Origin of the sequence: Nonomuraea sp. WAC 01424, from assembly GCF_003947315.1 — a bacterium.
Classification (GTDB): domain Bacteria; phylum Actinomycetota; class Actinomycetes; order Streptosporangiales; family Streptosporangiaceae; genus Nonomuraea; species Nonomuraea spiralis.
The window spans coordinates 93,471-118,472 of the sequence record NZ_QHHZ01000007.1 but is presented as its reverse complement, the minus strand read 5'-3'; the positions used below and the strand labels follow the sequence as shown (position 1 = coordinate 118,472).

The 25,002-nt window shown below is 72.1% G+C and carries 27 protein-coding genes; 12 read left to right on the top strand and 15 right to left on the bottom strand.

What is annotated here, in order from left to right; all coding sequences use genetic code 11:
* Window positions 1-13 precede the first annotated feature (13 nt).
* On the bottom strand, window positions 14-889 hold the full coding sequence (locus tag DMB42_RS20385) for a LysR family transcriptional regulator (protein ID WP_125636562.1): 876 nt from the start codon (window positions 887-889) through the stop codon (window positions 14-16).
* Between the two features lie 116 nt (window positions 890-1,005).
* Here DMB42_RS20385 and DMB42_RS20380 point away from each other — a divergent pair, with 116 nt between their 5' ends.
* Genes DMB42_RS20380 through DMB42_RS20365 form a run of 4 tightly spaced genes read left to right on the top strand, consistent with a single transcriptional unit; the run spans window position 1,006 to window position 5,225 of the window.
* Window positions 1,006-2,568 (top strand): amidohydrolase, encoded by a 1,563-nt coding sequence (locus DMB42_RS20380; protein ID WP_125636561.1) that lies wholly within the window; start codon window positions 1,006-1,008, stop codon window positions 2,566-2,568.
* A gap of 13 nt (window positions 2,569-2,581) precedes the next feature.
* The gene (locus DMB42_RS20375; RefSeq protein ID WP_125636560.1) at window positions 2,582-3,538 is read left to right on the top strand and encodes an ABC transporter substrate-binding protein; all 957 of its coding nucleotides are present in this window, start codon (window positions 2,582-2,584) and stop codon (window positions 3,536-3,538) included.
* Between the two features lie 2 nt (window positions 3,539-3,540).
* Complete coding sequence (locus DMB42_RS20370) at window positions 3,541-4,449, top strand: amino acid ABC transporter permease (protein WP_260477812.1); 909 nt, start codon at window positions 3,541-3,543, stop codon at window positions 4,447-4,449.
* A 29-nt stretch (window positions 4,450-4,478) separates the two neighbouring features.
* Window positions 4,479-5,225 carry an amino acid ABC transporter ATP-binding protein gene (locus DMB42_RS20365; RefSeq protein WP_125636854.1) on the top strand — a complete coding sequence of 249 codons (747 nt, stop codon included), beginning with the start codon at window positions 4,479-4,481 and terminating at the stop codon, window positions 5,223-5,225.
* A 322-nt stretch (window positions 5,226-5,547) separates the two neighbouring features.
* Here DMB42_RS20365 and DMB42_RS20360 read toward each other — a convergent pair whose 3' ends face one another.
* Complete coding sequence (locus DMB42_RS20360; protein WP_125636558.1) at window positions 5,548-6,333, bottom strand: hypothetical protein; 786 nt, start codon at window positions 6,331-6,333, stop codon at window positions 5,548-5,550.
* Between the two features lie 214 nt (window positions 6,334-6,547).
* On the opposite strand from DMB42_RS20360, the gene DMB42_RS20355 reads away from it, so the two are divergent.
* Genes DMB42_RS20355 through DMB42_RS20345 form a run of 3 tightly spaced genes read left to right on the top strand, consistent with a single transcriptional unit; the run spans window position 6,548 to window position 9,545 of the window.
* Entirely contained in the window at window positions 6,548-8,197 is a 1,650-nt protein-coding gene (locus DMB42_RS20355; protein ID WP_260477811.1) for a PP2C family protein-serine/threonine phosphatase, read from the top strand.
* Window positions 8,194-9,180, top strand: coding sequence for a B12-binding domain-containing protein (locus DMB42_RS20350; RefSeq protein ID WP_125636557.1), 987 nt, complete (start codon window positions 8,194-8,196; stop codon window positions 9,178-9,180). Before DMB42_RS20355 ends, DMB42_RS20350 begins: the two co-directional genes overlap by 4 nt.
* A complete protein-coding gene (locus tag DMB42_RS20345) occupies window positions 9,177-9,545 on the top strand; it encodes an STAS domain-containing protein (RefSeq protein WP_125636556.1) in 369 nt (122 codons plus the stop codon). The genes DMB42_RS20350 and DMB42_RS20345 overlap by 4 nt, the downstream gene beginning before the upstream one ends.
* A 15-nt stretch (window positions 9,546-9,560) precedes the next feature.
* Here the strand turns inward: DMB42_RS20345 and DMB42_RS20340 are convergent, their stop codons facing one another.
* Window positions 9,561-10,034, bottom strand: a complete 474-nt coding sequence (locus DMB42_RS20340) for an STAS domain-containing protein (protein WP_221762260.1) — start codon at window positions 10,032-10,034, stop codon at window positions 9,561-9,563.
* Between the two features lie 93 nt (window positions 10,035-10,127).
* Between DMB42_RS20340 and DMB42_RS20335 the strand changes: the two genes are divergently transcribed.
* Window positions 10,128-11,102 (top strand): lytic transglycosylase domain-containing protein, encoded by a 975-nt coding sequence (locus DMB42_RS20335; protein ID WP_125636555.1) that lies wholly within the window; start codon window positions 10,128-10,130, stop codon window positions 11,100-11,102.
* On the opposite strand, the gene DMB42_RS20330 is transcribed toward DMB42_RS20335, so the two are convergent.
* Entirely contained in the window at window positions 11,062-12,459 is a 1,398-nt protein-coding gene (locus DMB42_RS20330; RefSeq protein WP_260477810.1) for an MFS transporter, read from the bottom strand. The genes DMB42_RS20335 and DMB42_RS20330 overlap by 41 nt on opposite strands.
* 144 nt (window positions 12,460-12,603) lie before the next feature.
* Here DMB42_RS20330 and DMB42_RS20325 point away from each other — a divergent pair, with 144 nt between their 5' ends.
* Complete coding sequence (locus tag DMB42_RS20325; protein ID WP_125636554.1) at window positions 12,604-13,209, top strand: TetR/AcrR family transcriptional regulator; 606 nt, start codon at window positions 12,604-12,606, stop codon at window positions 13,207-13,209.
* Between the two features lie 13 nt (window positions 13,210-13,222).
* Here the strand turns inward: DMB42_RS20325 and DMB42_RS20320 are convergent, their stop codons facing one another.
* Entirely contained in the window at window positions 13,223-14,392 is a 1,170-nt protein-coding gene (locus DMB42_RS20320) for an FAD-dependent monooxygenase (protein ID WP_125636553.1), read from the bottom strand.
* Window positions 14,393-14,460: 68 nt separating this feature from the next.
* Here DMB42_RS20320 and DMB42_RS20315 point away from each other — a divergent pair, with 68 nt between their 5' ends.
* The 3 genes from DMB42_RS20315 (at window position 14,461) to DMB42_RS20300 (ending at window position 17,110) form a co-directional block, all read left to right on the top strand.
* The gene (locus tag DMB42_RS20315; RefSeq protein WP_125636552.1) at window positions 14,461-15,030 is read left to right on the top strand and encodes a TetR/AcrR family transcriptional regulator; all 570 of its coding nucleotides are present in this window, start codon (window positions 14,461-14,463) and stop codon (window positions 15,028-15,030) included.
* Window positions 15,031-15,142: 112 nt separating this feature from the next.
* Window positions 15,143-16,693 carry an alpha/beta hydrolase gene (locus tag DMB42_RS20310; RefSeq protein ID WP_221762259.1) on the top strand — a complete coding sequence of 517 codons (1,551 nt, stop codon included), beginning with the start codon at window positions 15,143-15,145 and terminating at the stop codon, window positions 16,691-16,693.
* Between the two features lie 270 nt (window positions 16,694-16,963).
* Window positions 16,964-17,110 (top strand): AraC family transcriptional regulator, encoded by a 147-nt coding sequence (locus DMB42_RS20300; protein ID WP_221762277.1) that lies wholly within the window; start codon window positions 16,964-16,966, stop codon window positions 17,108-17,110.
* A 52-nt stretch (window positions 17,111-17,162) separates the two neighbouring features.
* Here the strand turns inward: DMB42_RS20300 and DMB42_RS54320 are convergent, their stop codons facing one another.
* From DMB42_RS54320 to DMB42_RS53300, 10 genes are all read right to left on the bottom strand, one after another.
* Window positions 17,163-18,629, bottom strand: a complete 1,467-nt coding sequence (locus DMB42_RS54320) for an Ig-like domain-containing protein (RefSeq protein ID WP_125636551.1) — start codon at window positions 18,627-18,629, stop codon at window positions 17,163-17,165.
* A gap of 126 nt (window positions 18,630-18,755) precedes the next feature.
* Window positions 18,756-19,571, bottom strand: coding sequence for a tryptophan synthase subunit alpha (gene trpA, locus DMB42_RS20290; RefSeq protein WP_125636550.1), 816 nt, complete (start codon window positions 19,569-19,571; stop codon window positions 18,756-18,758).
* Window positions 19,568-20,803, bottom strand: a complete 1,236-nt coding sequence (gene trpB, locus DMB42_RS20285) for a tryptophan synthase subunit beta (protein ID WP_125636549.1) — start codon at window positions 20,801-20,803, stop codon at window positions 19,568-19,570. Before trpB ends, trpA begins: the two co-directional genes overlap by 4 nt.
* Before the next feature lie 200 nt (window positions 20,804-21,003).
* Window positions 21,004-21,168, bottom strand: a complete 165-nt coding sequence (gene trpM, locus DMB42_RS53305; RefSeq protein ID WP_185844764.1) for a tryptophan biosynthesis modulator TrpM — start codon at window positions 21,166-21,168, stop codon at window positions 21,004-21,006.
* Between the two features lie 85 nt (window positions 21,169-21,253).
* Window positions 21,254-21,565 carry a hypothetical protein gene (locus tag DMB42_RS20280; protein WP_221762258.1) on the bottom strand — a complete coding sequence of 104 codons (312 nt, stop codon included), beginning with the start codon at window positions 21,563-21,565 and terminating at the stop codon, window positions 21,254-21,256.
* A gap of 34 nt (window positions 21,566-21,599) precedes the next feature.
* Window positions 21,600-21,995 carry a hypothetical protein gene (locus DMB42_RS20275; RefSeq protein WP_125636548.1) on the bottom strand — a complete coding sequence of 132 codons (396 nt, stop codon included), beginning with the start codon at window positions 21,993-21,995 and terminating at the stop codon, window positions 21,600-21,602.
* 184 nt (window positions 21,996-22,179) lie between these two features.
* Complete coding sequence (locus DMB42_RS20270) at window positions 22,180-22,611, bottom strand: hypothetical protein (protein WP_125636547.1); 432 nt, start codon at window positions 22,609-22,611, stop codon at window positions 22,180-22,182.
* 81 nt (window positions 22,612-22,692) lie between these two features.
* Window positions 22,693-23,496, bottom strand: a complete 804-nt coding sequence (locus tag DMB42_RS20265; protein ID WP_125636546.1) for a hypothetical protein — start codon at window positions 23,494-23,496, stop codon at window positions 22,693-22,695.
* Window positions 23,497-23,541: 45 nt separating this feature from the next.
* A complete protein-coding gene (locus DMB42_RS20260; RefSeq protein ID WP_125636545.1) occupies window positions 23,542-24,057 on the bottom strand; it encodes a hypothetical protein in 516 nt (171 codons plus the stop codon).
* 55 nt (window positions 24,058-24,112) lie between these two features.
* The gene (locus tag DMB42_RS53300; RefSeq protein WP_260477809.1) at window positions 24,113-24,979 is read right to left on the bottom strand and encodes a CPBP family intramembrane glutamic endopeptidase; all 867 of its coding nucleotides are present in this window, start codon (window positions 24,977-24,979) and stop codon (window positions 24,113-24,115) included.
* Window positions 24,980-25,002: the final 23 nt, after the last annotated feature.

Here is a 25,002-nt window from a genome sequence, read left to right as displayed (position 1 = left end):
TCGAGAGGGCGGTTCAGACGGTGAGCGCGTCCAGCAGCCATTGGAGGCGGGCGCTCTCTCGGTCGGGGTGGACCAGAGTGAAGATGCTGCGGCTGATGTTCAGCCATGGTACGTCGACCACCACGACGTCCTCGCCGTGGCCGCGCAGGGCCAGGTCGGGGATGAGGGCAGCGCCCAGGCCCGCGCCGATCAGCGACAGCGTGATCTTGAAGTCGTCGGAGTGGCAGACCACGCGCGGGTGCAGGCACCAGTGCGCGAACAGGGCCTCGAAGAGCGTGGCGTCACTGCTGGCCGGGTGGTGCATGATCCACGGCAGGTCGACGAGCTGCTCGGCCCGGTACGGCGACAGGTCGGGCCAGAGCCGGGGCAGGACGAGCCGGTAGCGGTCCTCGGCGATCCACCGCCTGGACAACACCGACGGCCACGACAACCCGGTGTTGCCCACCTGGTAGACCACGGCGGCGTCCATGTCGCCGCCGCTGCCGAGACGCGAGATGAGCTGGGAGGACTCGGCGACCGACAGCCGGATCCCGGCCCGGTCCTCCGGTTCCATGTCCCGCATCACGCCGGCCAGCACGTCGGTGAAGCTGGGGAACAGGCCGAGGCGGATCTGCGGCTCGCTGTTGCGGTGGACCGCCTGGACGGTGGCCACCATGCGCTCGATGTCGGCGAGCACCGTCTCGGACTGCCTGGCCAGCACCTCCGCCGCGCTGGTCGGCAGCACGCTGTGGGCGAAGCGGTCGAACAGCCGCACGCCGGTCTCACGCTCCAGCGCGGCCATCTGCTGGGAGACGGCCGAGGAGGTGTAACCGAGCCGATTGGCGGCCGCCGCGAACGACCCCAGACGGACCACCTCACGCAGCGTACGCAGATGTTCTGGCTTGAGCATAAGCGTTCCTTGCTCTCAGCGGTGCTAAATGTCGTGTTTATATCGCTTCCTACTTCTTTTCGCCACTTCTACAGTGAGCCGCACCACCCCACCCGAACCCCTGAGAGATCCATGACATGCGCGTATATCGCAACGCCGCCATCCGCACCGGCACCAACGGCGCCCCCGCCGCCCAGGCCATGGCCGTGGACGGCGAGCTGATCGTCGCCGTCGGCACCGAGGCCGAGGTGCGCGAGGCGGCGGGCGCGGGAGCCGAGCTGGTGGACCTCGACGGTGCCGCCGTCCTGCCCGGCCTCTACGACGCCCACATCCACACGGCCCAGTACGCCCAGAGCCTCGGCGCGGTCGACCTGCGCGACGTGCGCTCCCTGGACGAGGCCCTGGCCAAGGTGGCCGATCACGCGGCCAAGCTGCGGCCGGGCGCATGGCTGTTCGGCGGCCGGTGGAACAGCAACATCTGGAACCCGCCCGTCCAGCCCGACCGCAAGGCCCTCGACTCGGTCTGCCCCGACCTGCCCGTGGCGCTGCCCAACGTCGACGGCCACACCGTCTGGGCCAACTCCGCCGCGCTGCGGATGGCCGGGATCGACGCCTCCACCCCCGACCCGGTCGGCGGCGAGATCGTCAGGGACGCGTACGGAGAGCCCACCGGCATCCTGCGCGAGTCCGCGTCGTACCCGCTGCGCGCCCTCATGGTCTCCGGCGACCTGCGCGACCTGCTGCGCGCCGGTCAGGAGGAGCTGCTGGCGTTCGGGCTGACCAGCGTGCACGACATCGACGGCGAGGACTGCCGGGCCGCCTACCTGGAGCTGCGCGACGCCGGCGAGCTGAAGATCCGCGTGCACAAGGCGATCCCCACGGTCGCCCTGGAGGCCGCCATCGCCGAGGGCCGCCGTACCGGCCAGGGCGACGACTGGGTCCGCACCGGGCCGGTCAAAGTGTTCAGCGACGGCGCGCTCGGCTCGCACACCTGCCACATGCACGAGTCGTTCGCCGGTGAGCACGACAACACCGGCATCGCGGTCACCCCGTACGAAGACCTCGTACGCATCTTCAGCACGGCGGCGGCGGCCGGCATCGCGGTCGCCACGCACGCCATCGGCGACCGCGCCAACCGGCTGGTCATCGACGCCTACGAGGCGATCGGCACCACGTCCGGCCTGCGGCACCGCATCGAGCACGCCCAGCACCTGCGTCCCCAGGACCTGACCAGGATGGCCAGGCTCGGCGTCGTCGCCTCGATGCAGCCGGTGCACTGCACCACCGACATCGCCCTCGTCGACTCGCTGCTGGCCGGGCACGACCTGGCCTCCTACGCCTGGCGCGGCATGCTGAACGCCGGCGTAGCGCTGGCCTTCGGCTCCGACGCGCCGGTGGAGAGCCCTGACCCGTGGGCCGCCCTGTACGCCGCGGTCACCCGTACCCGGCAGGACGGCACGCCCGCCGGCGGCTGGCAGCCCGAGCAGCGGCTGAGCATGGCCGAGGCGATCACCGCGCACACCCTCGGCGCCGCGTACGCGGCCGGCGAGCAGGACCGCAAGGGCGTTCTCGCGCCCGGCATGCTGGCCGACTTCATCGCCGTGGACACAGACCCCTACCTGGAACCGCCTCAGGCGGTGCTGCGCACCCAGGTTCTCACCACCGTCGTCGGCGGCGAAGTCCGCTGGCAGCGATCCTGAAGGAGCACCCCCTGTGAAGATCCGCACCATCACCGCCCTGGCCGCCGGCGCCCTGCTGGCCGCCACCACGGCCTGCGGCGCCCAGTCCCTGGACGGCGGCACCGCGGCCCCCGCGGACGGCGAGACCGCGGCGGTCACGCTCGACCAGGCTCCCACCGAGGAGAAGGCCGCCGACGTGATCAACGCCATCACCCCGGACAAGGACCTGGCCGCCAAGGCGCCGGCCCGCCTGAAGTCGCAGGGGCTGAAGGTCGTCACGTCCGTCGGCTACCCGCCCATGGAGGTGTATGCGAGCGACGGCAAGACGGCCATCGGCTTCGACCCCGCCCTGGCCAGGGCCATCGCCAGGAAGCTCGGCGCCAAGGTGACCATCGCCGACGAGGAGTTCAACTCCCAGATCCCCGGCGTGCTCACCGGCCGCTACGACTTCGTCATCTCCTCGATGAGCGACACGCCGGAACGGCAGACGCAGGTCACGTTCGTCGACTACGTGCAGGCCGGCGCCGGCATGCTGATCAAGAAGGGCAACCCGGCCAAGATCTCCGGCCCGGCCGACCTGTGCGGCAAGACGGTCTCCGTCGTCGACAACGGCTCGTCCATGGAGCTGGCCGAGAAGTACGACGCCGACTGCAAGAAGGACGGCAAGCCGGCCGTCAACGTCCTGAAGTTCCCCGGCGACCAGGAGGCCCTGATCCAGGTCACCGGCGGCCGGGCCCAGGCCACCATCACCGACTACGTGGTGGCCGCCAGCAAGGCCGCCGACCCCAAGCTGGAGGTCGAGGCGCTGTCCCTGGACGGGACCGAGAGCCCGTGGGGAATCGGCATGAAGCCGGACGACAAGCAGCTCATCGACTCGGTGAAGGGCGCCCTGGACTCCCTCATCGCCAGCGGCGAGTACGCCAATCTGCTCAAGGCGTGGAACCTGGACAAGCTGGCCGTCCAGTCCGCAGTGATCAACGGCGGTAAGTGACCATGCGCACGGAACCCTTCACCGGGCCCTCCGGAGAGCACATCCCGGTCGCCAGGACGCGGCACTGGGGCCGCCTGCTGGCCGCGGTCGTCGTGACGGCGATCGCCGGCTGGCTGGTCTACCTGGTCGTGGTGAACCCGCGCCTCGACTGGGGCAAGGTGGCCGAGTACCTGTTCAACGACCGCATCCTCGCCGGGATCTGGGTCACCATCGAGATCTCGGTGCTGGCGACCGTGCTGGGTCTGGTGCTGGGCGTCGTCGTGGCGATCATGCGGCTGTCGCACAACCCGGTGCTCAGCGGGCTGGCCACGCTCTACATCTGGTTCTTCCGCGGCACGCCGGTGCTGGTGCAGCTCATCTTCTGGTACAACCTGGCCTTCCTGTTCCCCGAGCTGGTGCTCAAGGTCCCGTTCACCATGATCGGCGTCAAGTGGGACACGAACCTGGTCATGACCGGTTTCACCTCGGCCATGCTGGGGCTCGGGCTGAACCTGGCGGCGTACTTCGCCGAGACCGTACGCGCCGGGATCCAGGCCGTCGACCACGGCCAGACCGAGGCCGCGTACGCGCTGGGCATGACCCCGGCCAAGCGGATGCGCGTGATCGTGTTGCCGCAGGCGCTGCGCATCATCATCCCGCCCACCGGCAACGAGTTCATCTCCATGCTGAAGACCACCTCGCTGGTCTACGTGGTGGCCGGGCACGACCTGATGACCAACGCCAGCCAGATCTACAAGGCCAACAACCTGATCATGGAGCTGCTCATCGTGGCAAGCCTCTGGTACATGCTCATGACCGCCGTCGCCACCTTCCTTCAGGGCAGGCTGGAACGCCGGTTCGGCTCCGAGGCCGTACGGCTGGTCCGCGGCGGCGGGCTGGCCGCCAGGATCCTGCCCAAGGCGGCGGCGTGAGCCCCGTCGTGCACGCCACGGGCGTGCGCATGGGCTACGGCGACACGCAGGTGCTCAACGGTGTGGACTTCACCGTCGCCCCCGGCGAGGTGAGCTGCGTCATCGGGCCGTCGGGGTCGGGCAAGTCGACGTTCCTGCGCTGCGTCAACGGGCTGGAGCAGGTGCTCGGCGGCAGCCTGCGGGTGCTCGACGAGGAGGTCGGGCACAGCTTGCGCGAGGGGCGCTACCGACCGTGGACGCCCAAGGAGTTCGCCGTCTTCCGCCGCCGGATCGGCATGGTGTTCCAGCGGTTCAACCTGTTCGCCCACCAGAGCGCGCTGGAGAACGTGGCCTGCGCCCCCGTCCACGTCCTCGGCGTGTCGGCGGAGCGGGCCCGTACGACGGCGATGGAGCACCTGGAGCGCGTGGGCCTGGCCGCGCACGCGCACAAGCGGCCCCACCAGCTCTCCGGCGGCCAGCAGCAGCGGGTCGCCATCGCCAGGGCACTGGCGATGAGCCCGGAGCTGATGTTGTTCGACGAGCCCACGTCCGCGCTGGACCCCGAGCTGGTGGACGAGGTGCTGGAGGTCATGCGCGGCCTGGCCGCCGACGGCATGACGATGGTCGTGGTCACCCACGAGATCGCCTTCGCCAGGGAGGTCGGCGACCGGCTGGCCTTCTTCGCCGACGGGGTCGTGGTCGAGAGCGGCCCACCGGCCGAGCTCCTGGCCAACCCCGGCCACGAGCGCACCAGGGCGTTCCTGTCCAGCGTCCTGAGCCCGGAGAACCGCTCCTGACGACGTCCGTCCGCGAGGCCCCCGGCAGCCCCACCCCCGGCCGCCGGGCCTCCGCTCACCGGAACGCGCGCTGAACCGTACGAGCCCGGCCGGAGCGGGGGTCCAGGACGACCGTCCGCCCGCCCCACGACCCCCGGCCGTCCCCCGGGCGGTCGTCCAGGCGTACGTGTGAGGGGTCGATCCAGGTCACCACGGGCAAGCCGTCGTCGTGCTCGGTGCTGAAGCTCTCCGCTGCCGGCCGGATGGTCGAAGACCGCGTGATGCCCGAACGAGCCCGCCAGGGCGAGGAGCCAGGTGGCGGCCCGCCCACGCGAACGCGGGCTCACGCGAACCTGACCTCCAGCCTGATGCGCTGGTTGGTGCCGCTCTGCTCGAAGTCGGCGGTGACCTGCGGGGCGAAGGCCGCGCTGCCGGTCAGCTTGATCTGCAACGGGTAGACCTGGCCGCTGGTGGCCGAGCGGTAGGTCGCGCTGATCCGGTACCGCCCCAAAGGCACGTCGACCACCGCCCAGCCGCTGTCGGTGTAGACCGGCTCGCGACCGGAGACGACCTTGCCCTTGCTGCCGTCGATCAGCGGGCCGACCGGGGTCATCGTCAGCCGTACGTTGTCCTGGTCGACGTTTTCGGGCAGGTTCTCGAACCAGAGGTTCGTGGCGACCAGGCCGCCGTAGTAGCGGCCGTCGGCGCCCGGCCGCCTGCCGGTGACGCGCCAGGTGAAGTTCCGTACGCCGCCGGCGCTCGCCCGGAAGGAGGCGGTCGAGGAGGGCTCGAGGTCGAAGGTGTACTGCTTGCCGTGGAACTGCCGCGTCACCGAGGCGCTGACCACCCAGGACGACGGCTCGCGCGGCAGTCGCGACCGGTAGACGCCGTTGCGGTCGCTGTGCAGCACGATGTCGCTGTTGTAGTAGCGCCGGTCCTTCACCACGACCTTGGCGCCCTCGACCGGTTGGCCCGCCGAGTTCACCACCCTGCCCTGCACGACGTAACCCGCCGCGGCGGCGCTCAGGTCGGCCGCGTCGGCGGTGCCCGGCGCGCAGCCGAGCAACGCGCTCAGGGCGAGCGTCGCCCCCGTCCTGCCCAGGACCCAGCGGGTCCTCGTCTCGTTCACGCCCATCTTCTCCCCGTCCCCGGACTCCGCTGCCCTGACTGGCCAGAAAGGCATCACCCTGACGCCGGGACCTTGGAATCGGCTGGAAACCACTGGAGACGGACGGTCAAGGCGGGCACTTTCCCCGCAAAGGGCCTCAGCTACAGTGGAAGGAGATCGTGTGAAATCGTCGATGACTTAGGGAGGCAGAGCCCGTCGCGGCGGGCTCGCTGTCGTGACAGGTCCGAGGAGCAACCTGAGGCAGGACGAGACCGGGGCGGTGTGGCGCAGTGCCCCCTACCCGGTCCTGGTGGTGGACGCCGTGGGTGTCATCGCCCAGGCCAACGACGCGGCGTTGCGGCTGCTGCCCGGGGCGGTCCCCGGCGCGGCGCTGGCGGACGCCGCCCCCGCCTGGCTGTCCCGAGCCCACGACGACACCCTCGACCCCGCCGTGCTGCCGGACGACGTGGGCGCGGCCACGCGCGGGCTCATCGGGCAGGCCACGTTCGAGGCGCGGCCGGTCCGTGAGGGCGACCTGGTCGTGTGGTGGCTCGCCGACGCCACCGATCTCGCCCACGCCACCGAGGCCTTGCGCGTCGAACGCGAGCGCACGGCGTTCCTCGACCGGGCCTCCGGCGAGCTGCTGTCCTCCCTCAACCTCGACCGCTGCATGGAGGTGACCGCCCGGCTGGCCGCCCGCCACCTGGCCGACGCCGCGCTGGTCATCCTGCCGCCGTACCGGCGCAGGCACCCGATCGCGTACTGCGGCCCGGACGGCGTCGTCGTCCGCGAGGAGCTGGCCGTCGATCCCGAGGGCGTGCCCGGCCTGGCCGAGGCGCTGCAGGGCTACCCGCCCCTGCCCTCCCGCTGGATCGACCCCGCCGCCGCCCCCGGCTGGCTGGCCCGCGACGGGCTCGGCCAGGTCGGCTCGATGGTGGTCAGCGCCCTGCCCGGCGCGGGCGTCCCGGCCGGGGCGCTCGTACTGCTGCGCGCCAGCGGCCACGCCTGCTTCTCCGACGGCGAGGAGGTCTTCGCCCGGCTGTTCGCGGCCCGCGCGGGCGCCGCCATGTCCGCGGCCCGCCTGTACGCCGAGCAGGCCGACATCACCGAGACCCTCATGCGCGAGCTCCTGCCACCCCGCGTACGGAGCCTGCACGGCGTCGAGATCGCCGCCCGCTACCGTCCCTCCGAGCAGGCCGCCCGCATCGGCGGCGACTTCTACGACCTCCACCCGCCCGCCGAGCCCGACGGGGAGTCGCTGGTGGTGCTCGGCGACGTGGCCGGCAAGGGCCTGGAGGCCGCCGTGCTCACGGGCAAGATCCGGCACACCCTCCAGGCGCTGACGCCGCTGGCCGGCGACCATCAGCGTGTGCTCGAACTGCTCAACGGCGTGCTGCTCAAGAGCGGCGACCGTACCCGGTTCGTCACGCTCGTCCTGGCCTCGATCCGGCGCACCGGCAACTGCGTACGACTGCGGCTCACCAGCGCCGGGCACGCGCCGCCGCTGATCGTACGGGGTGACGGGCGCGTGGACGTGTCCAGCACCAAGGGCACCCTCATCGGCATGCTCGACCGTGTCACCAGCGTCACCGACACCGTGGACCTCGAACCCGGCGAGACCTGCCTGCTCTACACCGACGGCATCACCGAGGCGGTGGGCGGCCCGCTGGGCGACGAGATGTACGGCGACGAGCGGCTGCTGGAGGAGTTGCGGCAGTGCGGCGGCATGCCCCCCGAGGCGATCACGGAACGTGTGGAGATGTTGTCCTCCGAGTGGGTAGGGGGTGGCGATCACGATGACATGGCCGTCATCGCCATCACGGCACCGCGCGGGGCACATCTGAGCGCGGTGGGAGGACACGGACGGGGAAGGTTCACCGCATGACGCACGCAGACGGATTCTCCGCCTGGCGCGAAAAACTCTGGACCGCAGCCGTGGCCGGCGACGAATACGCCGCCACGGACGCCGCGCTCGCCGCGCTCGATCAGGACATCCCGCTGGAAAGCCTGCTGCTGGAGGTCGTCGCCCCCGTACAGGCCCGGGTCGGCCGCGAGTGGGAGGCCAACCGGATCACGGTCGCGCAGGAGCACACCGCGACCGCCGTCAACGAACGGGTGCTGGCCGCGCTCGCCCACCACCCCACCGCCCGCGCCGCCGCCACGAACGGCCCGGCCGCCGGGCGCGTCGCCGTCGCCTGCATCGACGGCGAGTGGCACGCCATGCCCGCGACCCGGCTGCCCACCGCCCACACCGCCGTCACCGCCTGCCAGGCGACCGGCACGCCGGTGATGGCCGGCGGCGCCGCGTTCGGGCCGGACGGCCGCTACGCCCGCCTCCTCGGCGCCGACGCCTGGGCCGCGGACGGCCGCGCCGCCGCCGACCGGCTCGCCGCCGGTCCGCTGCCCCGCCCGGTCGCCCCCCGCCAGGCCGTGGACGACCTGCCCCACCTGGACGACCAGGAGTACACCATGGTCAGCCGGTCGGCCCGGCGCCTGGTCAGGGACGTCATGGGCGGCCTGGAGGAACGTATCCCCGCCGTGGCCGACTACACCCCGCGGCAGCGCCGGCACACCGCCGAGGACGTCGCGCACATCGTCGAGTTCCTGGCCGCCGCGCTCTACGTGGACGACCCCGAGCTGTTCGGCCGTTTCCTCACCTGGACGGCCGGCGTGCTGACCGCTCGCGGCGTACCGGCCGGCACGCTGCTGCCGGCCCTCGACCTGCTGGGCGGGCGGCTGGAGGACTTCCCGCGCGCCTCGGCCCTGCTCGCCCACGGGCGCGACGCCGTACGCGCCGTGTCCGCCCACTCCCCGTCCTCCTCCACGGACGACGACGTCCCGCTCACCGGCCACGGAAAGATCGCATGACCGCCTTCGTCCCCAATCCGCTGACCCTCGTCCTGGCCACGCCCCGCCCGGGGGCGCCGCGCGTCTCCGTCACCGGCGACCTGGACTACAACACCGCGGAAGAGCTCCTGAACACCGCCGTCGCCGCGCTCGACGGCGGTGGCGTGACCGACCTGCACCTCGACTTCGGCGGTCTGCACTTCTGCGACTCCAGCGGGTTGTCCGCCCTGCTGCGGATCCACCACCACGCCGCGGCGGCCGGAGCGCGGCTGCACCTGGAGCAGCGCCCACCCGTGCTGGAGCGGCTGCTGGACGTCAGCGGCACCCACGAATACCTCACCGGCGCCGCGGCCGCCGCCGCCTCGCACTCCTTCACGCAGGACTGACGGCGGCCGCCGGGTTCAGCCCGCTTCGGCCTGTCCGGCCACGCGGCCCGTCCCCCGGGCCGCACCGGCCAGCGCGGCGTCCACGGTGTCACTCATCGCGATGTGGTCGGCCATGCCCGTACGGCGCATCATGCTGGCGCAGACCGGCGGCGGGCCGGCCACCGCAAGGTCGTTGCCCGCCTCCCGCGCCTGCTTCCACAGTGCGATGACGACGGCCAGCCCCGAGGAGTCGAAGAACTCGATCCCCCCGAGGTCGAGCACGACCATCCGCGCCGCCGTCCGGCCGCCGTGACCGTTCTCGTGGCCGTTCTCGGTCCCGCCCTCGCCGGCCACCACTTCGAGCGCCCATCGCCGGAACTCGGGCTTCTGCGTGAAGTCGAGCTCCCCGCTCAACCCCATGACCAGGCACCCGTCAACCTGTCTCGTCTCCGCCCGCAACCGGGGCCCCCGCCAGCTCGTCTCGTGCGATTCGTCGTCGATGCCGTTCACCTCCCGGTGACTTCTCTCCTACCCGCCGCCGCTCGGGGAAGCGTACGCGTCCGGGGGCGGCCCGCGACCGTGATCCAGGTAGGTTGGCCGACCATGGACGACTTCCGACGCCCGTTCCGCCCCCGCCCGCCGAAGCCCCGCGCCTCCCGCGGCCGTACGCTCGCCGTCCTCGTGCTGGTGGGCGCGGCCCTCGCCGGGGTGGGCGGATGCGGCGGCGCGGCCGCCTCAGGAACGACGGGTGACGCCTCCGGGACCCTCAGTCCGACGTCCGCCGCGCCGCCGGCGGCGAGCACCCCCGCCTCCTCCGGCCGGACGTTGCCGGCCCCGGGCGCGCCGCTCCCCACCGACCCGGCGCGCCTGGCGACCGCTCTCCGCGAGACGACCACCGCCCTGAACGCCGCCATCGACCGCTGGCGTCCGGCCAAGGCGGCCCCGCCGCAGGACGTCCAGCTCCTGGCCCTCTACCAGCAGCGCCTCTACCGTCACGCCGCCCGCAACCGCGCCCTGGCCGACCGTGCCTTCGCCGGCCTGGCCGCCGCCCTCGCCGCCCAGGCCAAGGACAACGTCGCCGCCCTGCGCGAACTGCTCGCGCTGACCCGCCCGATCAAGCCGTCCGCCGTCTTCAAGGTCCAGCCGGCGCGTCCGGCCGCCGAGCTGCTGGGCCACTTCAAGCGGGCCGAGCGCCGTTTCGGGGTGAAATGGGAGGTGCTGGCGGCGGTGATGTTCGCCGAGACCAAGTTCGGCCGGGTACGCGCCGACAGCCACGCCGGAGCCCAGGGGCCCATGCAGTTCATGCCGGCGACCTGGCGGGCGTACGGGCTGGGCGGCGACGTCCAGAATCCCCGGGACGCCGTCATGGGGGCGGCCAACTACCTCCACGCCTCCGGCGCGCCCCGCGACTACCGGCGGGCCCTGCACGCCTACAACCCGTCGCAAGCATACGTGGACGCGGTCCTCCTGCACGCCCGCCAGATCGAACGCGACCCGCGTGCCTACTACGCCTACTACAACTGGCAGGTCTTCGTCCTCACCACGGCGGGCGAACGCCGCCTGACCGGCCCGAAGTAGCCCGTACGGCCCCCGCCACCCCGCCCACGAGCAGGACGGCGACCACCCCGACGACCCGTACGAGACCGTCGGCGGAGGTGGGCGCGGCGAAGTAGACGCTCCCGAGCCCGGCGACGCCGGTCACCCCGGCGAGCACCGGGCCGGTGGAGTTCAGCGCCGAGATCGCCGACGCCAGCCGCGGCTCGACCAGCGAGGTGATCCGCGCGATCAGCGGGCTGTACCCGGCGGCGTGCCCGGCCCCGGCCAGAAGCAGCAGCGGCACGGACACGACCGGCTGCCACCGGTCCCGGCAGAGGAGCACCAGCAGGCACGCCCCGGCCGCGAAGGCGATCGGGCCCGCGATCGGCAGGACCCGCTGCAACCGCTGCGGATACCGGGTCCAGGTCAGGCTGAGCGCGCCGAACCCCAGGGCGTACGGGACGAACGCCAGCCCCGCCTCCAGCGGCGAACGGCCGAGCGCGGTCTGGAGGTGCAGGGTGAGGGTGAGCAGGAAGACGGTGTAGCAGCCCATGACGGTCCAGCAGGCCGCGAGTCCGGGCTTCACGCCGCTCGGCCGTACCGAGGCCAGGTCCAGCAGCGGATGCGGCGCCCGGGTCTCGTGGCGGACGAACGCCGCCGCCAGCGCGACCCCGCACGCCAGCGAGATCCACACCCAGAGGGGCCAGCCGAGGTCGCGGCCGAAGATGAGCGGGACCGTGATCGCGGCCATGGCGGCGGTCAGGATCGCCACCCCACCCGGGTCGAGGCGTGCCCGGCCGTCCACGCGGGAGACCGGCAGCAGGCGCGGGCCCACGGCCAGCGAGATCACGCCGATCGGGATGTTGATCAGGAAGACGGGGCGCCAGGACAGCCCGAACAGGTCGGCGCTGACGACCAGCCCGCCGACGACCTGGCCCAGCGCGACCCCCAGGGCGAGCACCATGCTGTAGAGGCCGATCGCCCGGCGGCGTGCCGTGCCCTCCCAGTGCGTCTGGATGAGCGAGAAGATCTGCGGGGTGAGCAGCGCCGCCCCCATGGCCTGCGCGACGCGCGCGCCCACCAGCACGGTGACGTCGGGGGCCAGCCCGCACAGCAGCGACGCGCCGGTGAACCAGCCCAGCCCGATCAGGAACGCCCGTCGTTGCCCGACGACGTCGCCGAGGCGCGCGCAGGTGACGAGGAGCACGCCGACGGTCAGGAGATAGCCCGACACGATGAGCTGGATCGCCGTGCCACCGGCGTGCAGGTCGGCGCGGATGGTCTCGGCGGCCACCGACACGATCGAGCCGTCCATGGAGGCCATGACCTGACCGGTGAGCAGTACGGCGAGCATCGGGGCGCGGCGCACGCCCGTAGGCGGCGGAACGAGAGCGATCACGCCCCCACCCTCGGCCACCCGTACCCGCCGGGTCTTGAAGAAGTTTGCGCGCGACGGCCCCCGGCTCACGCGGTTGACGTGGAGATCACGCACAAGCCTATGTCGGCGGGCATCGAATAGGATCGACGCCACAGAGGAGGTGGCGTGGCGACGCGACGAGAGCAGACCAGCAACGAGAGCCGCGAGCTGATCCTCAACGCGGCGGCCGAGTTGTTCGCCGAGAAGGGCTACCGGCAGACGACCTTCATCGACGTGGCGAACCGCTCCGGCATCAGCCGGGGGTCGATCCCGTGGCATTTCGGCAGCAAGGAGGGCCTGCTGCTGGCCGTGCTCGAACGTTCGGTGGCGATGGTCCGCGACAACCTCGCCGCCGCCCCGCAGGCCGGCGAACCGGACTTCGAGCAGATCGACCTGGGCGTGGGCGCGCTGCTCGCCCTCCCGACCACCAAGTTGTTCGTCACGCTCCTGGTCGAGGCGCTGGAGCCCGGCTCGCCCATCCGCGACCGCTACGTCGAGATCCACAACACGCTGCGCGACCACTGCCGGAGCTGGCTGGAACGCCTGCCGCTGCCGCCGGACCTGCCGGTCGAGTCGTTGTCCGTCGCGATCGTCGGCGCCGGCATCGGCATCCACCAGCAGTGGCTGCTCGCGCCCGACCGGGTCGACGCCGCCGCGGCCCTGGCCGCGCTGCGCACCCTGGTCGCCGGCATCCTGCCCGCCGGTGACACCGGGGGCGCGGTACGCCGCTGACCGCCGGATCGGTCTACCGGGCCGGGGCGTACTCCGGGAGGGGACGGGCGTTCCTGCCCTGGACCCGGCGTTCCACCGCGCCGACGGCCTTCATCAGCGGCAGGCGTACCAGGGCGTCACGGACACACCGCCCGCCCTCGGTCTTGGGCACCATGAGCCGGACGTTCGGGCCGATCTGCTGCTTCTTCTCGACCAGCGGGCGGTGGACGGCGTCGTACCGGGCGAAGGCGATCCGGTGGTCACCGCCGGCGGCGGCGAGCTCCCCCGCCAGCCGGTACGCCCCGACCAGGGCCAGTTCCGCCCCCGCACCCGAGGCCGGGGAGGCGCACCAGGCGGCGTCGCCGACGAGCACGACCCGGCCCTTCGACCACGAGTCCATGTGCACCTGGCCCAGGGCGTCGAAGTAGAAGTCGGGGTCGGCCAGGGCCGAGTCGAGCAGCTCCCGGGTACGCCAGGACGTCTCGCCCCCGAACACCCGGCTCACCAGCCGCTTGTGCTCGGCGACGTCCCGGTGGTCGTAGTCCAGCGGCGCCGAGCGGAAGATGAAGTACGCCTTGGCCTGGGCGTGGTTGCCCGACCGGTAGATCCCGGCCATGCGGCCCGGCGTGTTGAACATCGTGACCCAGCGGTCCTCCCCAAGCGCGGCGTCGGCGTCGGCGAAGGCGAAGTAGTGGTCCTTGTGCCGGACGAACTCCTCCTCCGGCCCGAAGGCCAGCCGCCGTACGTGGGAGTGCATGCCGTCGGCGCCGACGACCAGGTCGAAGGTGCGGGCGGGCGCGTGCTCGAAGGTGACCCGCACGCCGTCGTCGTCCTGCTCCAGCTCGCGGATCGAGTCGCCGGACACGATCTCCGCGTCGGTCGCCTCGCCCAGCAGCGCCACCAGGTCGCCGCGCATGATCTCCACCGCGCGCGGGTCCCTGATGTCGACGCGGGCGACGGGCCGGTCCGCGGCGTCGACGAACTTCATGCCGTGCACGTCGGTGGCCAGCGCGCGCACCCGCGGCATGATGCCCATCCTCTCGGCCACCTCGACGGCGTTGTCGCGTACGTCCACCCCGTTGCCGCCGGCGCGCGGGCGCGGAGCACGTTCGACGACGGTGGGCCGGAAGCCGTACCGGGTCAGCCAGTGAGCCAGGGTCAGCCCGGCGATGCTCGCGCCGGAGATCAGGATCCGCTCGTTCATGGGGGCTCCTCGCGCTACAGTTAACTGAAATAACCGTTCCAGTTAATTATGTGGAAGGGGCATTCCACTTGTCAACGCCCGCCGAGCCCAGGCGCCGCGCCGACGCCGTACGCAATCGCCGGCTCGCCCTCGACGCCGCCATGACGCTGCTGGCCGAACCAGGCGCGACCCTCACCGTCGAGGCCATCGCCAGGCGGGCGGGCCTGGGCGCCGCGACCGTCGTACGCGCGTTCGGCGGCAAGGACGCCCTGCTGGACGCCGCCGTGTCCCGCCTGCTCGAACCCGTCGTCCGGCGTGCCCGCGACCTGCTCGCCGAGACCACGCCGTACCGGGCGCTGCACACCTTCCTGCGCGAGCTGATCGCCTTCCAGACCGCCCACCACGCCGTCAACGACCAGCTGAACGGCCTGGACCTGCCCGCCACCACCGCGCTGCGCGCCGACCTGGTCGCCGCCGTCGAGGAGATGACCGAGGGCGCGCGGCGCGCGGGCGCGATCCGTACCGACCTCGACCCCGCCGTCGTCACGACGCTCATCGGGCAGACCGCCCTGGCCGTCGCGCGTGCCCGGCCGCCGTCGCAGGCCCTCACGGACGCCTACCTCACCGTCCTGCTGGACGGCCTGCGCCCCGCCCCCTGACCCCCCGCGGGAATGTCCATACGGTCGATCTCCATCGTCCATATGGCCGATCAAGGTCGACCGCCCGGAACCCTAGCGTCGGTGCCGACAGCATCAGACAAGGGGGCTCTCTGTGCGGGTACGAAAGATCGCCACGGCCGTCGCCACGGGCGCGACTCTGCTGGCGGGGATGGCGGTCACCGGCCAGGCGTCGGCGAGCGTCACGGGTGACGCCGGGGCCGACGCCCGGTTCCACCGTCAGACGATCGACTGGCACGGCTGCCGGACCGGACCGGACGACGAGACCGGCGCGGCCCTGGACAAGGCGGGCGCGCAGTGCGCCGAGGTCACCGTCCCGCTGGACTACCGCAGGCCGCGGGGACGGACGATCTCGGTGGCGATCTCGCGGGTCAAGGCGACCGACCCCGGAAGGCGCCGGGGCGTCCTGCTGATCAATCCCGGCGGTCCGGGCGGGAGCGGGCTGCCACGGGTGCTCCTCGGCCGGCTCATGCCCGCCGTCGCGGCCCGCTACGACCTGATCGGCATGGATCCGCGGTTCGTGGGCCGCAGCACGCCGATCCGCTGCCGGTGGACGACCGACACCCCGACCCGGTCGGCCGGCCCGACCCGCCGTACCTTCGACGAGAGCGTGGCCCTCATGAGGGAACTGGCGGCCGGGTGCGCCCGGGGCGATCGGGCCCTGCTGCCGTACGCCTCCACCCGCAACACCGCCCGCGACATGGACGTCATCCGGGCCGCCCTCGGCGAGTCCAGGCTGTCCTACCTCGGCTACTCCTACGGCACCTACCTGGGCGCGGTCTACACGCAGATGTTCGGCGCCCGGGCCGACCGGGTCGTGCTGGACAGCGCGGTCGACCCGGACGTCTACGGCCCCGATCTGCTGTCCAGGAACGACCCGGCGATCACCGCCGCGCTGAGGCACTGGGCCTCGTGGGCCGCCGCCCGCGACAAGGAGTACGGCCTGGGCGCCACCGAGGCCGAGGTCCTGGCCACCGTGGAAGGCGTCGACCGGGCCGCCGCCGAGCGCCCGCTGCGGGTGGGCGCGTACCGGATCGGCGCCCAGCACGTGCCCTACCTGCTGTTCATCCGCCTGTACGACGACCGCGAGGAGGCGTACGCCGGCCTCGCCGCCGAGGTGCGGGTGCTGGCCGACGCGGCCCGCGGCGACGCGGTCACCGTCCCGGCGTCGCTGAAGGAGACCCTCGACGGGCTGTTCACCGGCTCGGGGCCGGCCGAGGACCGGGCGGGCACCCCGATCCTCTGCGCCGACCGGGCCACCTCCCGCGACCCGGAGAGGTACTTCCGCGACATCCAGGCCCACCGGGCCGACGAGCCGTTGTTCGGGCCGATGACCCGGAACCTGAGCCCGTGCGCCTTCTGGCCGGTCACGCCGGTGGAGGCGCCCACCACGATCGGCAACCACGCCCCGATGCTGATCGTCGCCGCCGACGGCGACACCGTCACCCCCTACGCGGGCCAGCGGGCCATGCACCGGGCGCTGACCGGCTCCCGCCTGGTGACCCTGCGCGGCGCCTTCCGCCACGGCGCCTACCTCGCGGCGGGCGACACCTGCGTCGACACCACGGTCGGCCGGTACCTGGTGGACGGCGTCCTGCCCGGCGGCGACACCACCTGCGACAAGGCCGGTGCCCCGCGCCGGTGAGCCGCCCCGCGAGCGGCGTTCCTGGCCCGTCGACGGGGCCGTACGCGTAGGTGTTGCCGAGCATCACGTAGTCGGCCCCGCTACGTCCGGCCGCGGCCGGCAACGCGGCCGCCAGCGGCGGCCATTCGGCCGGCCAGCGGTCGTAGGGCGGCATCGCGCAGTTGAACAGCACGGCGGCCCCTTCGGCCAGTTCCGCCAGCCGGGCGACGTCGCCGGCGTCGGCGGACGCCCGAGACCGGCACCTCGCTCGCCGCCACCAGGGCGTGGGCCCTGGAACGGCTGAACGAACCCCTCACCCGCGCCGACCTGGCCGCCCACGCCCGTACGAGCGTCCGCACCCTGACCCGGCGCTTCCACGACGAGACCGGCCTCAGCCCGCTGCAATGGCTCCTGCGCCGGCACATCTCCCCCGGGTGAGCGGCCGTTCCGCGCGAGACCGGGCCGCCGGTCGTCGCGCGGAACGTCCCGGTCAGGGGCGGTCGTTCCTGATGAGCCTGGCGGTCATGGGCAGGCACGGCGGGGTCTGGAAGACGACGCCGTCGAGGAAGTTGCCGATCGCCGGGTTGCCTCCGGCGGCCGACACCGACTCGAAGGCGAAGCGGGTGACGGTCTGCCCGGCGGGGACGACGTAGGTGCCGGTGTAGTGACCCCAGGCTGTGTTGCCGTCGGAGAGGTCGGGCGAGCCGGCCCCGTCGGGGTTCTGGGGGGCCGTGGCGCCCGGGGTGCCGATGAGCACCCGCATCACGTCGGTCCCGGCCCGGCCGCGATGGTAGAGCGACCAGGTCATCACGGTGCCGGGGACGGTGGGGACGTCCTGGTAGAGCGTGGAGACCTCGCTGGCGTTGAGCTCGGCGAACTGCTGGCCGTCGGCCGCCGGGACCCCGCTCGTACTGTTCCAGAACTCCAGCTTGCGGTCGGAGGCGGTGGTGTGCCAGCCGACGGCGGGGTTGGTGGAGGCGTCGGGGATGTCCCAGTCGTAGCGGGCCACGGGAGGCGCCTCGAAGCTGCCGTTGACCAGATTGACGGGCTCGCGGGTGCACTCGACGGTGACGGTGACCGTCGCGGTGCTGGTGCCGCAGGCGGTCTCGATGGTGTACGTGAAGGTGTCGGTGCCGGCGCGGTCCTTGTCCGGGGTGTAGATCAGCTTGTCGCCGGAGACGGTGACCGTGCCGTTGGCGGGCTGGGTGACCCCGCTGATCAGCGGCGCCGTCCCAGTGTCGTTGGCCAGGACGGGCACCGTGACGGGCGTGTCCTGGGTGGTGGTGGCGGTGTCGTCGACGGCGTTGGTGGGCGAGATGGAGTTCCCGCTGACGATCTGAATCGGCGGGGCCGCGGTGTTGTTGCCGAGCTGCCCCGGGAACGCGACGACGCTGCTGATGCCGCTCGGCCGGATGGTCATGCCGCGCCCGACGGTGCCCTGCTTCACCCGGAACGTGATGACCTTGGGCGCGGGGTCGGTCTTGTTGCCGGTCGAGGGGATCGTCAGGGTGTTGCCGCTGATGCTGCCGGCCCCCGACTGGGCGACGACGTCGGCGTTGGCCACCAGCGACGACACGTCCCAGGTGGTGGTGTAGGTGCGTACCAGCAGCGGCCACTGCGCCGTGCGGTGGGTCATGGTGAGGGTGAAGGTGCTGCCCGGCGCGATCTGACCGCCCCACAGGGGCGGGGAGGTGACGACGGAGATCGTCCCGTGGCCGAGGCGCATGCCGAGGGCGTTCTTCCAGTAGTACTCGACCGGGTAGTCGGCCTGTCCCTGGCGGACGCAGGGCGCGCTACTGGCGTGGTGCACGCGCGTGCGTACGCCGTCGTGCGCGGCGGAGGTCGCGGGAGCTGCCGTGACCAGGGAGAACGTGAGCATCGCGGCGACGGTTCCCGCCACCGTGACGAGGGCTCGGCGCGTACGGCGACGCGCGGGGGGTGCAGTGGGCTTCAACACGCATCCTTACTGTAAGTGGATGGCAAATAACTATCCGTAACAGCGAGGTGCGCGCAAGCGATCGCCCGCATCCGGCGCGACCGCGGCACCACCAGTCCCTACGGACCGGGGTGCCGCGGCGCGGGCCTACCCTTCCCTGCGGACGCTACGGGCGAGCTCCGTGGTGAGAGCGACCAGGGCCGTGAGCCCGGCGGTGTGGTCGGGGGCGTCGAGGAGGGTCTTGACGAGGGCCGTGCCGACGATCACGCCATCGGCGAAACCGGCGACCTCCGCGGCCCGGTCGGGCCCCGACACGCCGATCCCCACGCAGACGGGCAGCCCGGTGACCGCCCTGGTACGCCCGACCAGCCCGGCCGCGGCCGAGTCGACCGTGTCGCGGGTGCCCGTGACGCCCATGAGGGCGGCCGCGTAGACGAACCCGGTGGTGGCGGCGGTGATGCGCGCGAGCCGTTCGTCCGTGGTGCTGGGGGCGACGACGAAAACGGTGGCCAGGTCGTGTGCGGCGGCCTGTTCGCGCCAGGCCGCCGACTCCTGGACGGGCACGTCGGGCAGGATGCAACCGGCGCCACCGGCCGCGGCGAGCTCGACGGCGAACCGTTCGACGCCGTAACGGGCGACGGGATTCCAGTACGTCATGACCAGGATGGGTTTGCCCGTCGCGGCATGGGCCCGTTCGACGGTCCGGATGACGTCGGCGATCTTCAGGCCGCCGCGCAGGGCGATGTCGTCGGCGGTCTGGATGACGGGACCGTCCAGGACGGGGTCGCTGTGCGGCAGACCGATCTCAAGGATGTCGGCCCCGGACCGCAGGACGGTGACGGCCGCCTCGATGCCGGCCTCGACCGTGGGGAACCCCGCGGGGAGGTAGGCGACGAGGGCGGCCCGGTTCTCGGCGCTGACGCGGGCGAAGGTGTCGGCCAGCAGGTGGACGGCGCCGCTCATCGTGACTCCTCGTCGTACAGGTCGAAGTAGCGGGCGGCGGTGTCCATGTCCTTGTCGCCGCGGCCGGAGAGGTTGACCAGGATCAGGGCGTCCGGGCCGAGCCGGCGGCCGAGCTGGAGAGCTCCGGCCAGGGCGTGGGCGCTCTCGATGGCCGGGATGATGCCTTCCGTACGGGTCAGCAGCAGGAACGCCTGCATGGCCTCGTCGTCGGCGACGGGCAGGTATTCGGCGCGGCCGAGGTCGTGCAGGTGGGCGTGCTCGGGGCCGATGCCTGGATAGTCGAGTCCGGCGGAGATGGAGTGAGGTTCGGTGATCTGGCCTTCTTCGTCCTGCAAAACGAAGGAGCGGGAGCCGTGCAGGATGCCGGGTTCGCCGCCGGACAGGGTGGCGGCGTGCTTGCCCGTCCCGATGCCGTGCCCGGCGGCTTCGCAGCCGATGAGCCGTACGCCGGTGTCCGGGAGAAAGGCGTGGAACAGGCCCAGGGCGTTGGATCCCCCGCCGACGCAGGCGACGGCGGCGTCGGGCAGGCGGCCGGTGCGTTCCAGTGTCTGGCGGCGGGCCTCGACGCCGATGACGCGCTGGAAGTCGCGGACCATCGCCGGGAAGGGGTGCGGGCCCGCGGCGGTGCCGAACAGGTAGTGGGTGGTCCCGGTGTTGGCGACCCAGTCGCGGAACGCCTCGTTGATGGCGTCCTTGAGGGTACGGGCGCCCGTGGTGACGGGAATGATCCGCGCGCCGAGCATCCGCATACGGGCGACGTTGGGCGCCTGACGCCGCATGTCGACCTCGCCCATGTAGATGACGCATTCGAGGCCGAACAGGGCGCACGCGGTGGCGGTGGCGACACCGTGCGAACCGGCGCCCGTCTCGGCGATCACGCGCGTCTTGCCCATGCGCCGGGCGAGGAGGGCCTGGCCGAGCGCGTTCGTGATCTTGTGCGAGCCGGTGTGGTTGAGGTCTTCTCGTTTGAGCAGCACCCGGGCGTCACCGGCGTGCCGGGCGAACCGCGGCACTTCGGTGAGCGGGGTCGGCCGGCCGGTGTAGTGGGCGAGCAGGGTCCCGAGTTCGTCGATGAACCGGGGGTCCACGCCGGCCTGGGCGTATGCGGCGGCTACCTCGTCCACGGCGGCGACGAGGGCCTCGGGGACGAAGGCGCCGCCGTACGCGCCGAAGTAGCCTTCGGGATCGGGTGCGTGGCCCCGAGGGGCCGGGATGAAGTGTTGGGTGGGCATGCGACAGCTCCTGCGCCGGGGGCGAGCGCCCCGGGCGTCCGGCTAGTGGTGGTCAGGGTCGCGTCTGCCGCGCAACCGGCCGGGCCGCCCTCCCGCGCTCCTTGTGTCCGGACGACGGCACGCGTCCGGACGGCCTGAGGCCGATCGTGGAACGGTGCCGGAGAACGCCCGGGTCACAGAGGCGGAAACGTGAGCTGTTGCTAGAGGCCCTGTGCCGTACGCGGCGCGCGAAGCCATCGCATGCCGTTGACCTGACCGGGGTCGGAGCCGATCGTGTAGCGGACCCGCCGGCCGTGGACCCGCCGCGCGGGCGCCCGGCAGCCACGCGGGCGGCACCCGGCGGCGAGGCGAGCGGAGATCGGCATGTCCCCGACCATACCTCCTCCCGTCCGGATCCCGCCACGCCCCTCCCCGGGAGGCGTGGCTTTCGGAACGCGGCCGGACGGGTTGTCAGGCGCGGAAGCTGCCGGACATGGGCGGGACGTGTGAGCCGTGACCGGGCCGGACGGTGACGACCGCCCTCATGCACAGGGGGTCGCCGTACAGCGTGACGTCGCCGTCGGTCTGGTTGTTCAGCGTGTGCGCGGCCAGGGGCAGCTTGGTGCAGCGGGTGGGGTTGTCGTAGACGTCCAGCGGCTGGAACTCGGTCGAGAAGACGACCACCTGGCCGGTGGCGGCCTGTACGGGGAGGGCGGCGGCCATCAGCGCGACGGCCATCCCCATGATGAGCAGGGCGGCGGCGGAGCTGGGACGAGATCGCATGCGGTACTCCTGACGTCGGCTGGAACTCGTGGGCTCAGGGCACGATCACGTGGAAGGGCAGGTCGGCGTTGGCGCCGTTGTTGCCGCCGGCGACGAAGACGTGGCGGTCGGCGCTGCCGCAGGCGGTGGTGTCGGCGTCGACGAACACGGTCGAGCCCCAAGGGGCGCCCCAGCGCTTGGTGGCGACCGGCACGCTGCGCGCGGCGTCGTAGTCGGAGTCGAGCTCGATGCAGTACTGGCCGGTGGAGAGCTTCCGGACGCCGGTGACCCCCTTCGAACGGACCACGCTGCCATTGGCGTTGACGACGGCGGCGGCACGGACGCCGGGGCCCTGGGCGCCACCCAGGGCGGCATAGGCGGCGACGGCCCCGCCCATGCCGAGGACGCCGGTCGCGAGGCCGGCCAGCACCACAGTGGTCATCTTGCGCATACGAATGCCTCCTGATCGCATCGGGGGGAACGGGCGGCCGAGCGGGCTCACCGCCCGTCGACCGCCGATTACTGAAAGTAGCGATCAGTTACTCAGCGTAGCTATAGCGCCGAAGTAAGGCCGAGCCTCCGAAAAGGTGGCACCGAACTAACACCCCGAGGCAGGAGGGGCGGCGTCGGGGCGGCTACGCGGGATCACCGTCCCGGTAGAAGCTCAGACCGGCGTGTTCCGGGTCGGTGTAGACCTTCACCGTCCCGTCGGGGTAAGCCGCGAACGGCAGGACGACACCGTCCGGACACGGGTGCAGGAACATCAGCGTCGGACCGACGACGACGAACGACCGGGCCAGCGGCGTGGCGCGCTCGGTGCCGTGCTCGTTGCGCCACTCCCTGACGCGGTCGGCGGCGCCGGGCTGGGCGGCGACGTTCTCCACCTTGCCGATCAGGTCCTCGATGGCCGGCGGGTCCAGGATCTCGATCTGCAGGTACGGCTGCTCTCCCACGCGGTGCTCCTTGGCTCGTTCGGCGGAGATGACGGTCAGCTCCGGACGGCCGCGAAGGCCGGGCAGGCAACGGGTTCCTTCGTGGACCGCGATGAGCACTGATCCGTCGTTCACACCCCCGGGATGAGCTGCGATTTCATGACGTGCGTACCCGTGCGTACCTTGCCAAAACGACGCGCGCTGCCGCTCGGCGGCTCATGCCGCCGACGTGGTCCGGACGGCGGGTCGGTCACTCGGGGCGGCGAGGTCGTGCGCGGTGCGGGCCAGCCAGATCATGATCAGGACGCTTGAGACCACACCGAGCGCCTCGACGGCCCACCCCTCGTCCACGAACGGCAATGCCGCCAGCATCAGCAGGATCGGCACCACCAGGGCGGCGATGCCGTACGCGACGGTCGCCGTACCCCAGCGGTCGTCGTCCCACTGGGCGCGCAGGACCAGCGCCGTCCAGGCCAGTCCGGCCAGGCCGCAGATCAGCTCCACCCCGTCCGGGACGGTCCAGCCGGCGAGGTCGAGCACGCCGATGACGGTGAATCCGCCGTACCCCAGCACGCCCGCGCCCCGCATGTACTGCCGGTCGCGGCCCAGCACCCGCATGAACAGCAGGACGACCACGCACATCACCGCGGAGTCGAACACGGTCGTGTCCGCCGGGACCCACGACTCGGTGACGTGGAGCAGCCATGTCGTGGCCGTCGCGGCGTAGAGCGCCACGCGCAACCGCCGGGTGTCCCGGTCCTGCTCAGGCGGCGGCCCCGTCAGCGGCCCGCGCAGGACCTGCCAGATCCCCCACGCCCACGACAGCCCGGCCAGGACCAGGAGGAGCAGGTTCAGCCCGGTCACCGCGACGCCTTCGCTCACGGTCGTGAACAGCGTCAGCCACCACAGCGGGCCGAGGTCCCCGGAGATCAGGGTGACGAGGAGGGCGACGGTCAGCGCGGCGCCGTACAGGCCGGTGACGAGCAGGGCGGGCAGGGCCGAACGGTGACGACGTGACACGGACGCTTCCTAAGGTTCGAGTGGGGATGGGAGCGAGTGCGGGGTTCAGGGGCCGTCGGTCCAGATGTACCAAGGGCCCGTGAAGTGTTCGTACCTTCCTTCTGCGGGGTCCGGCGCCCGACCCGGGCTGTAGGCGAAGCCGTAGCTCTTCCAGTCCAACGTGAGCGATGTGACCATGAACCGCGCTCCCCCGTGGATCTTCTCCACGTCGTCCACCCGGTAAAGGCCCCACCATCGATGGCCGGCGTGGTCGCTGCGCACCGACCGGGCGTACCGCTCCATGCTCGGCTCCGACAGGGCGAAACGTGCATGAAGGGGCGCATCGACCGCCACCAGCAGCACGGTCCCCACCACCAGGGCAAGCGGGACGAACCTCCAGGACGACCCCGCCCACCGGCCCGACAGCCACGCCCAGGCGACGGCCAGCACCAGCCAGTACAGCGCCAACCCCAATACCCAGAAGGACAGGCCCGGAGTGCTCGCCTCGAAGAGCGTCAGGAGCGAGGCGAGTCCGACGGCTCCGCTGAAGGACAGCGCGAGGGGCTGGCGAGTCAGGCGCATGGGGTGATCTTGCCCGATATCGGGACCCACGATGTACGGATTGCGGCGGCCGGCGTCAGAACATCCCCAGCAGGATGGGGGCGGCGTTCATGGCGCCGTGGACCACGAGGATGGGCCACATCTGCCGGTACCGGCTCCACAGGTAGCCGAGGAACAACCCCTGCACGCCCTGGTTGGCGAATGCCGAGGCGAGATCCGCGGGAAGGCTCCCCGTGCCCTGGATGCCGATGTGCCAGGCCGCCCAGAGCAGGGAGGCCAACACGATGGCGGGCCACCGGCCGAGGACGCGCTCCCATCGGGTCTGCAACCAACGCCGGTAGAAGACCTCTTCGAGCAGGCTGTTGACGAGGAACACCACGACGACGGTGACCAGGAGCGTGACGGGATCGACGCTCGCGGCGTAGTCGCTGGGCGGCTCGGCCAGCGGGCCCGCGAAGGTGAGAGCCAGCCAGAGGGCCACCGGTGCGATGGGGCCGTAGTGACGCCAGGCCGCGGGCCGTTCGCGGAAAAGGTCCCGTGCTGCGGAATCGCGCCGTGACCACCAGAACAGCAGTACGGGCACGGCGAGCAGCAGGCCGAGTTTCAGCAGCGTGTGGGCCGGTTCGCCGCCGCCCGCCAACCGTAGCGCCACGGCGAAGACCACGGCCGACCCCAGGAGGACGACGGCCTGGAGGCGAACCCCACGGCCTGCCGGTGTGGCGTCGACAGGTGTCGCCCTGGGCGGCAGCAGCCGGATGAGCACCAGCCCGGCGAGGGCCGGGATCCAGCGGTGCCACATGGGGATGGTGCCGGCGTGATCGGCCGAGTAGCGGATGTCGGTGGCGCCGTTCAGTACCAGCCACAGTACCGATGCGGCGATCAGGGCCAGGCCGGCGAGCAGGACGCTCAGACCTAAGGCTGGACTACCTGGTTTATTTCGCACGCTTGTACTGTATAGGAAACCGT

What these genes read in the sequence shown, in the direction of transcription:
- DMB42_RS20335 (WP_125636555.1), top strand. Translation starts at nt 10,128, where the DNA reads ATGGACGACTTCCGACGCCCGTTCCGCCCCCGCCCGCCGAAGCCCCGC.
- DMB42_RS20380 (WP_125636561.1), top strand. Translation starts at nt 1,006, where the DNA reads ATGCGCGTATATCGCAACGCCGCCATCCGCACCGGCACCAACGGCGCC.
- trpM (WP_185844764.1), bottom strand. Translation starts at nt 21,168, where the DNA reads ATGCCGATCTCCGCTCGCCTCGCCGCCGGGTGCCGCCCGCGTGGCTGC.
- trpB (WP_125636549.1), bottom strand. Translation starts at nt 20,803, where the DNA reads ATGCCCACCCAACACTTCATCCCGGCCCCTCGGGGCCACGCACCCGAT.
- DMB42_RS20280 (WP_221762258.1), bottom strand. Translation starts at nt 21,565, where the DNA reads ATGCGATCTCGTCCCAGCTCCGCCGCCGCCCTGCTCATCATGGGGATG.
- DMB42_RS20345 (WP_125636556.1), top strand. Translation starts at nt 9,177, where the DNA reads ATGACCGCCTTCGTCCCCAATCCGCTGACCCTCGTCCTGGCCACGCCC.
- DMB42_RS20320 (WP_125636553.1), bottom strand. Translation starts at nt 14,392, where the DNA reads ATGAACGAGCGGATCCTGATCTCCGGCGCGAGCATCGCCGGGCTGACC.
- DMB42_RS20385 (WP_125636562.1), bottom strand. Translation starts at nt 889, where the DNA reads ATGCTCAAGCCAGAACATCTGCGTACGCTGCGTGAGGTGGTCCGTCTG.
- DMB42_RS20370 (WP_260477812.1), top strand. Translation starts at nt 3,541, where the DNA reads ATGCGCACGGAACCCTTCACCGGGCCCTCCGGAGAGCACATCCCGGTC.
- DMB42_RS20365 (WP_125636854.1), top strand. Translation starts at nt 4,479, where the DNA reads ATGGGCTACGGCGACACGCAGGTGCTCAACGGTGTGGACTTCACCGTC.
- DMB42_RS20260 (WP_125636545.1), bottom strand. Translation starts at nt 24,057, where the DNA reads ATGCGCCTGACTCGCCAGCCCCTCGCGCTGTCCTTCAGCGGAGCCGTC.
- trpA (WP_125636550.1), bottom strand. Translation starts at nt 19,571, where the DNA reads ATGAGCGGCGCCGTCCACCTGCTGGCCGACACCTTCGCCCGCGTCAGC.
- DMB42_RS20275 (WP_125636548.1), bottom strand. Translation starts at nt 21,995, where the DNA reads ATGCGCAAGATGACCACTGTGGTGCTGGCCGGCCTCGCGACCGGCGTC.
- DMB42_RS20350 (WP_125636557.1), top strand. Translation starts at nt 8,194, where the DNA reads ATGACGCACGCAGACGGATTCTCCGCCTGGCGCGAAAAACTCTGGACC.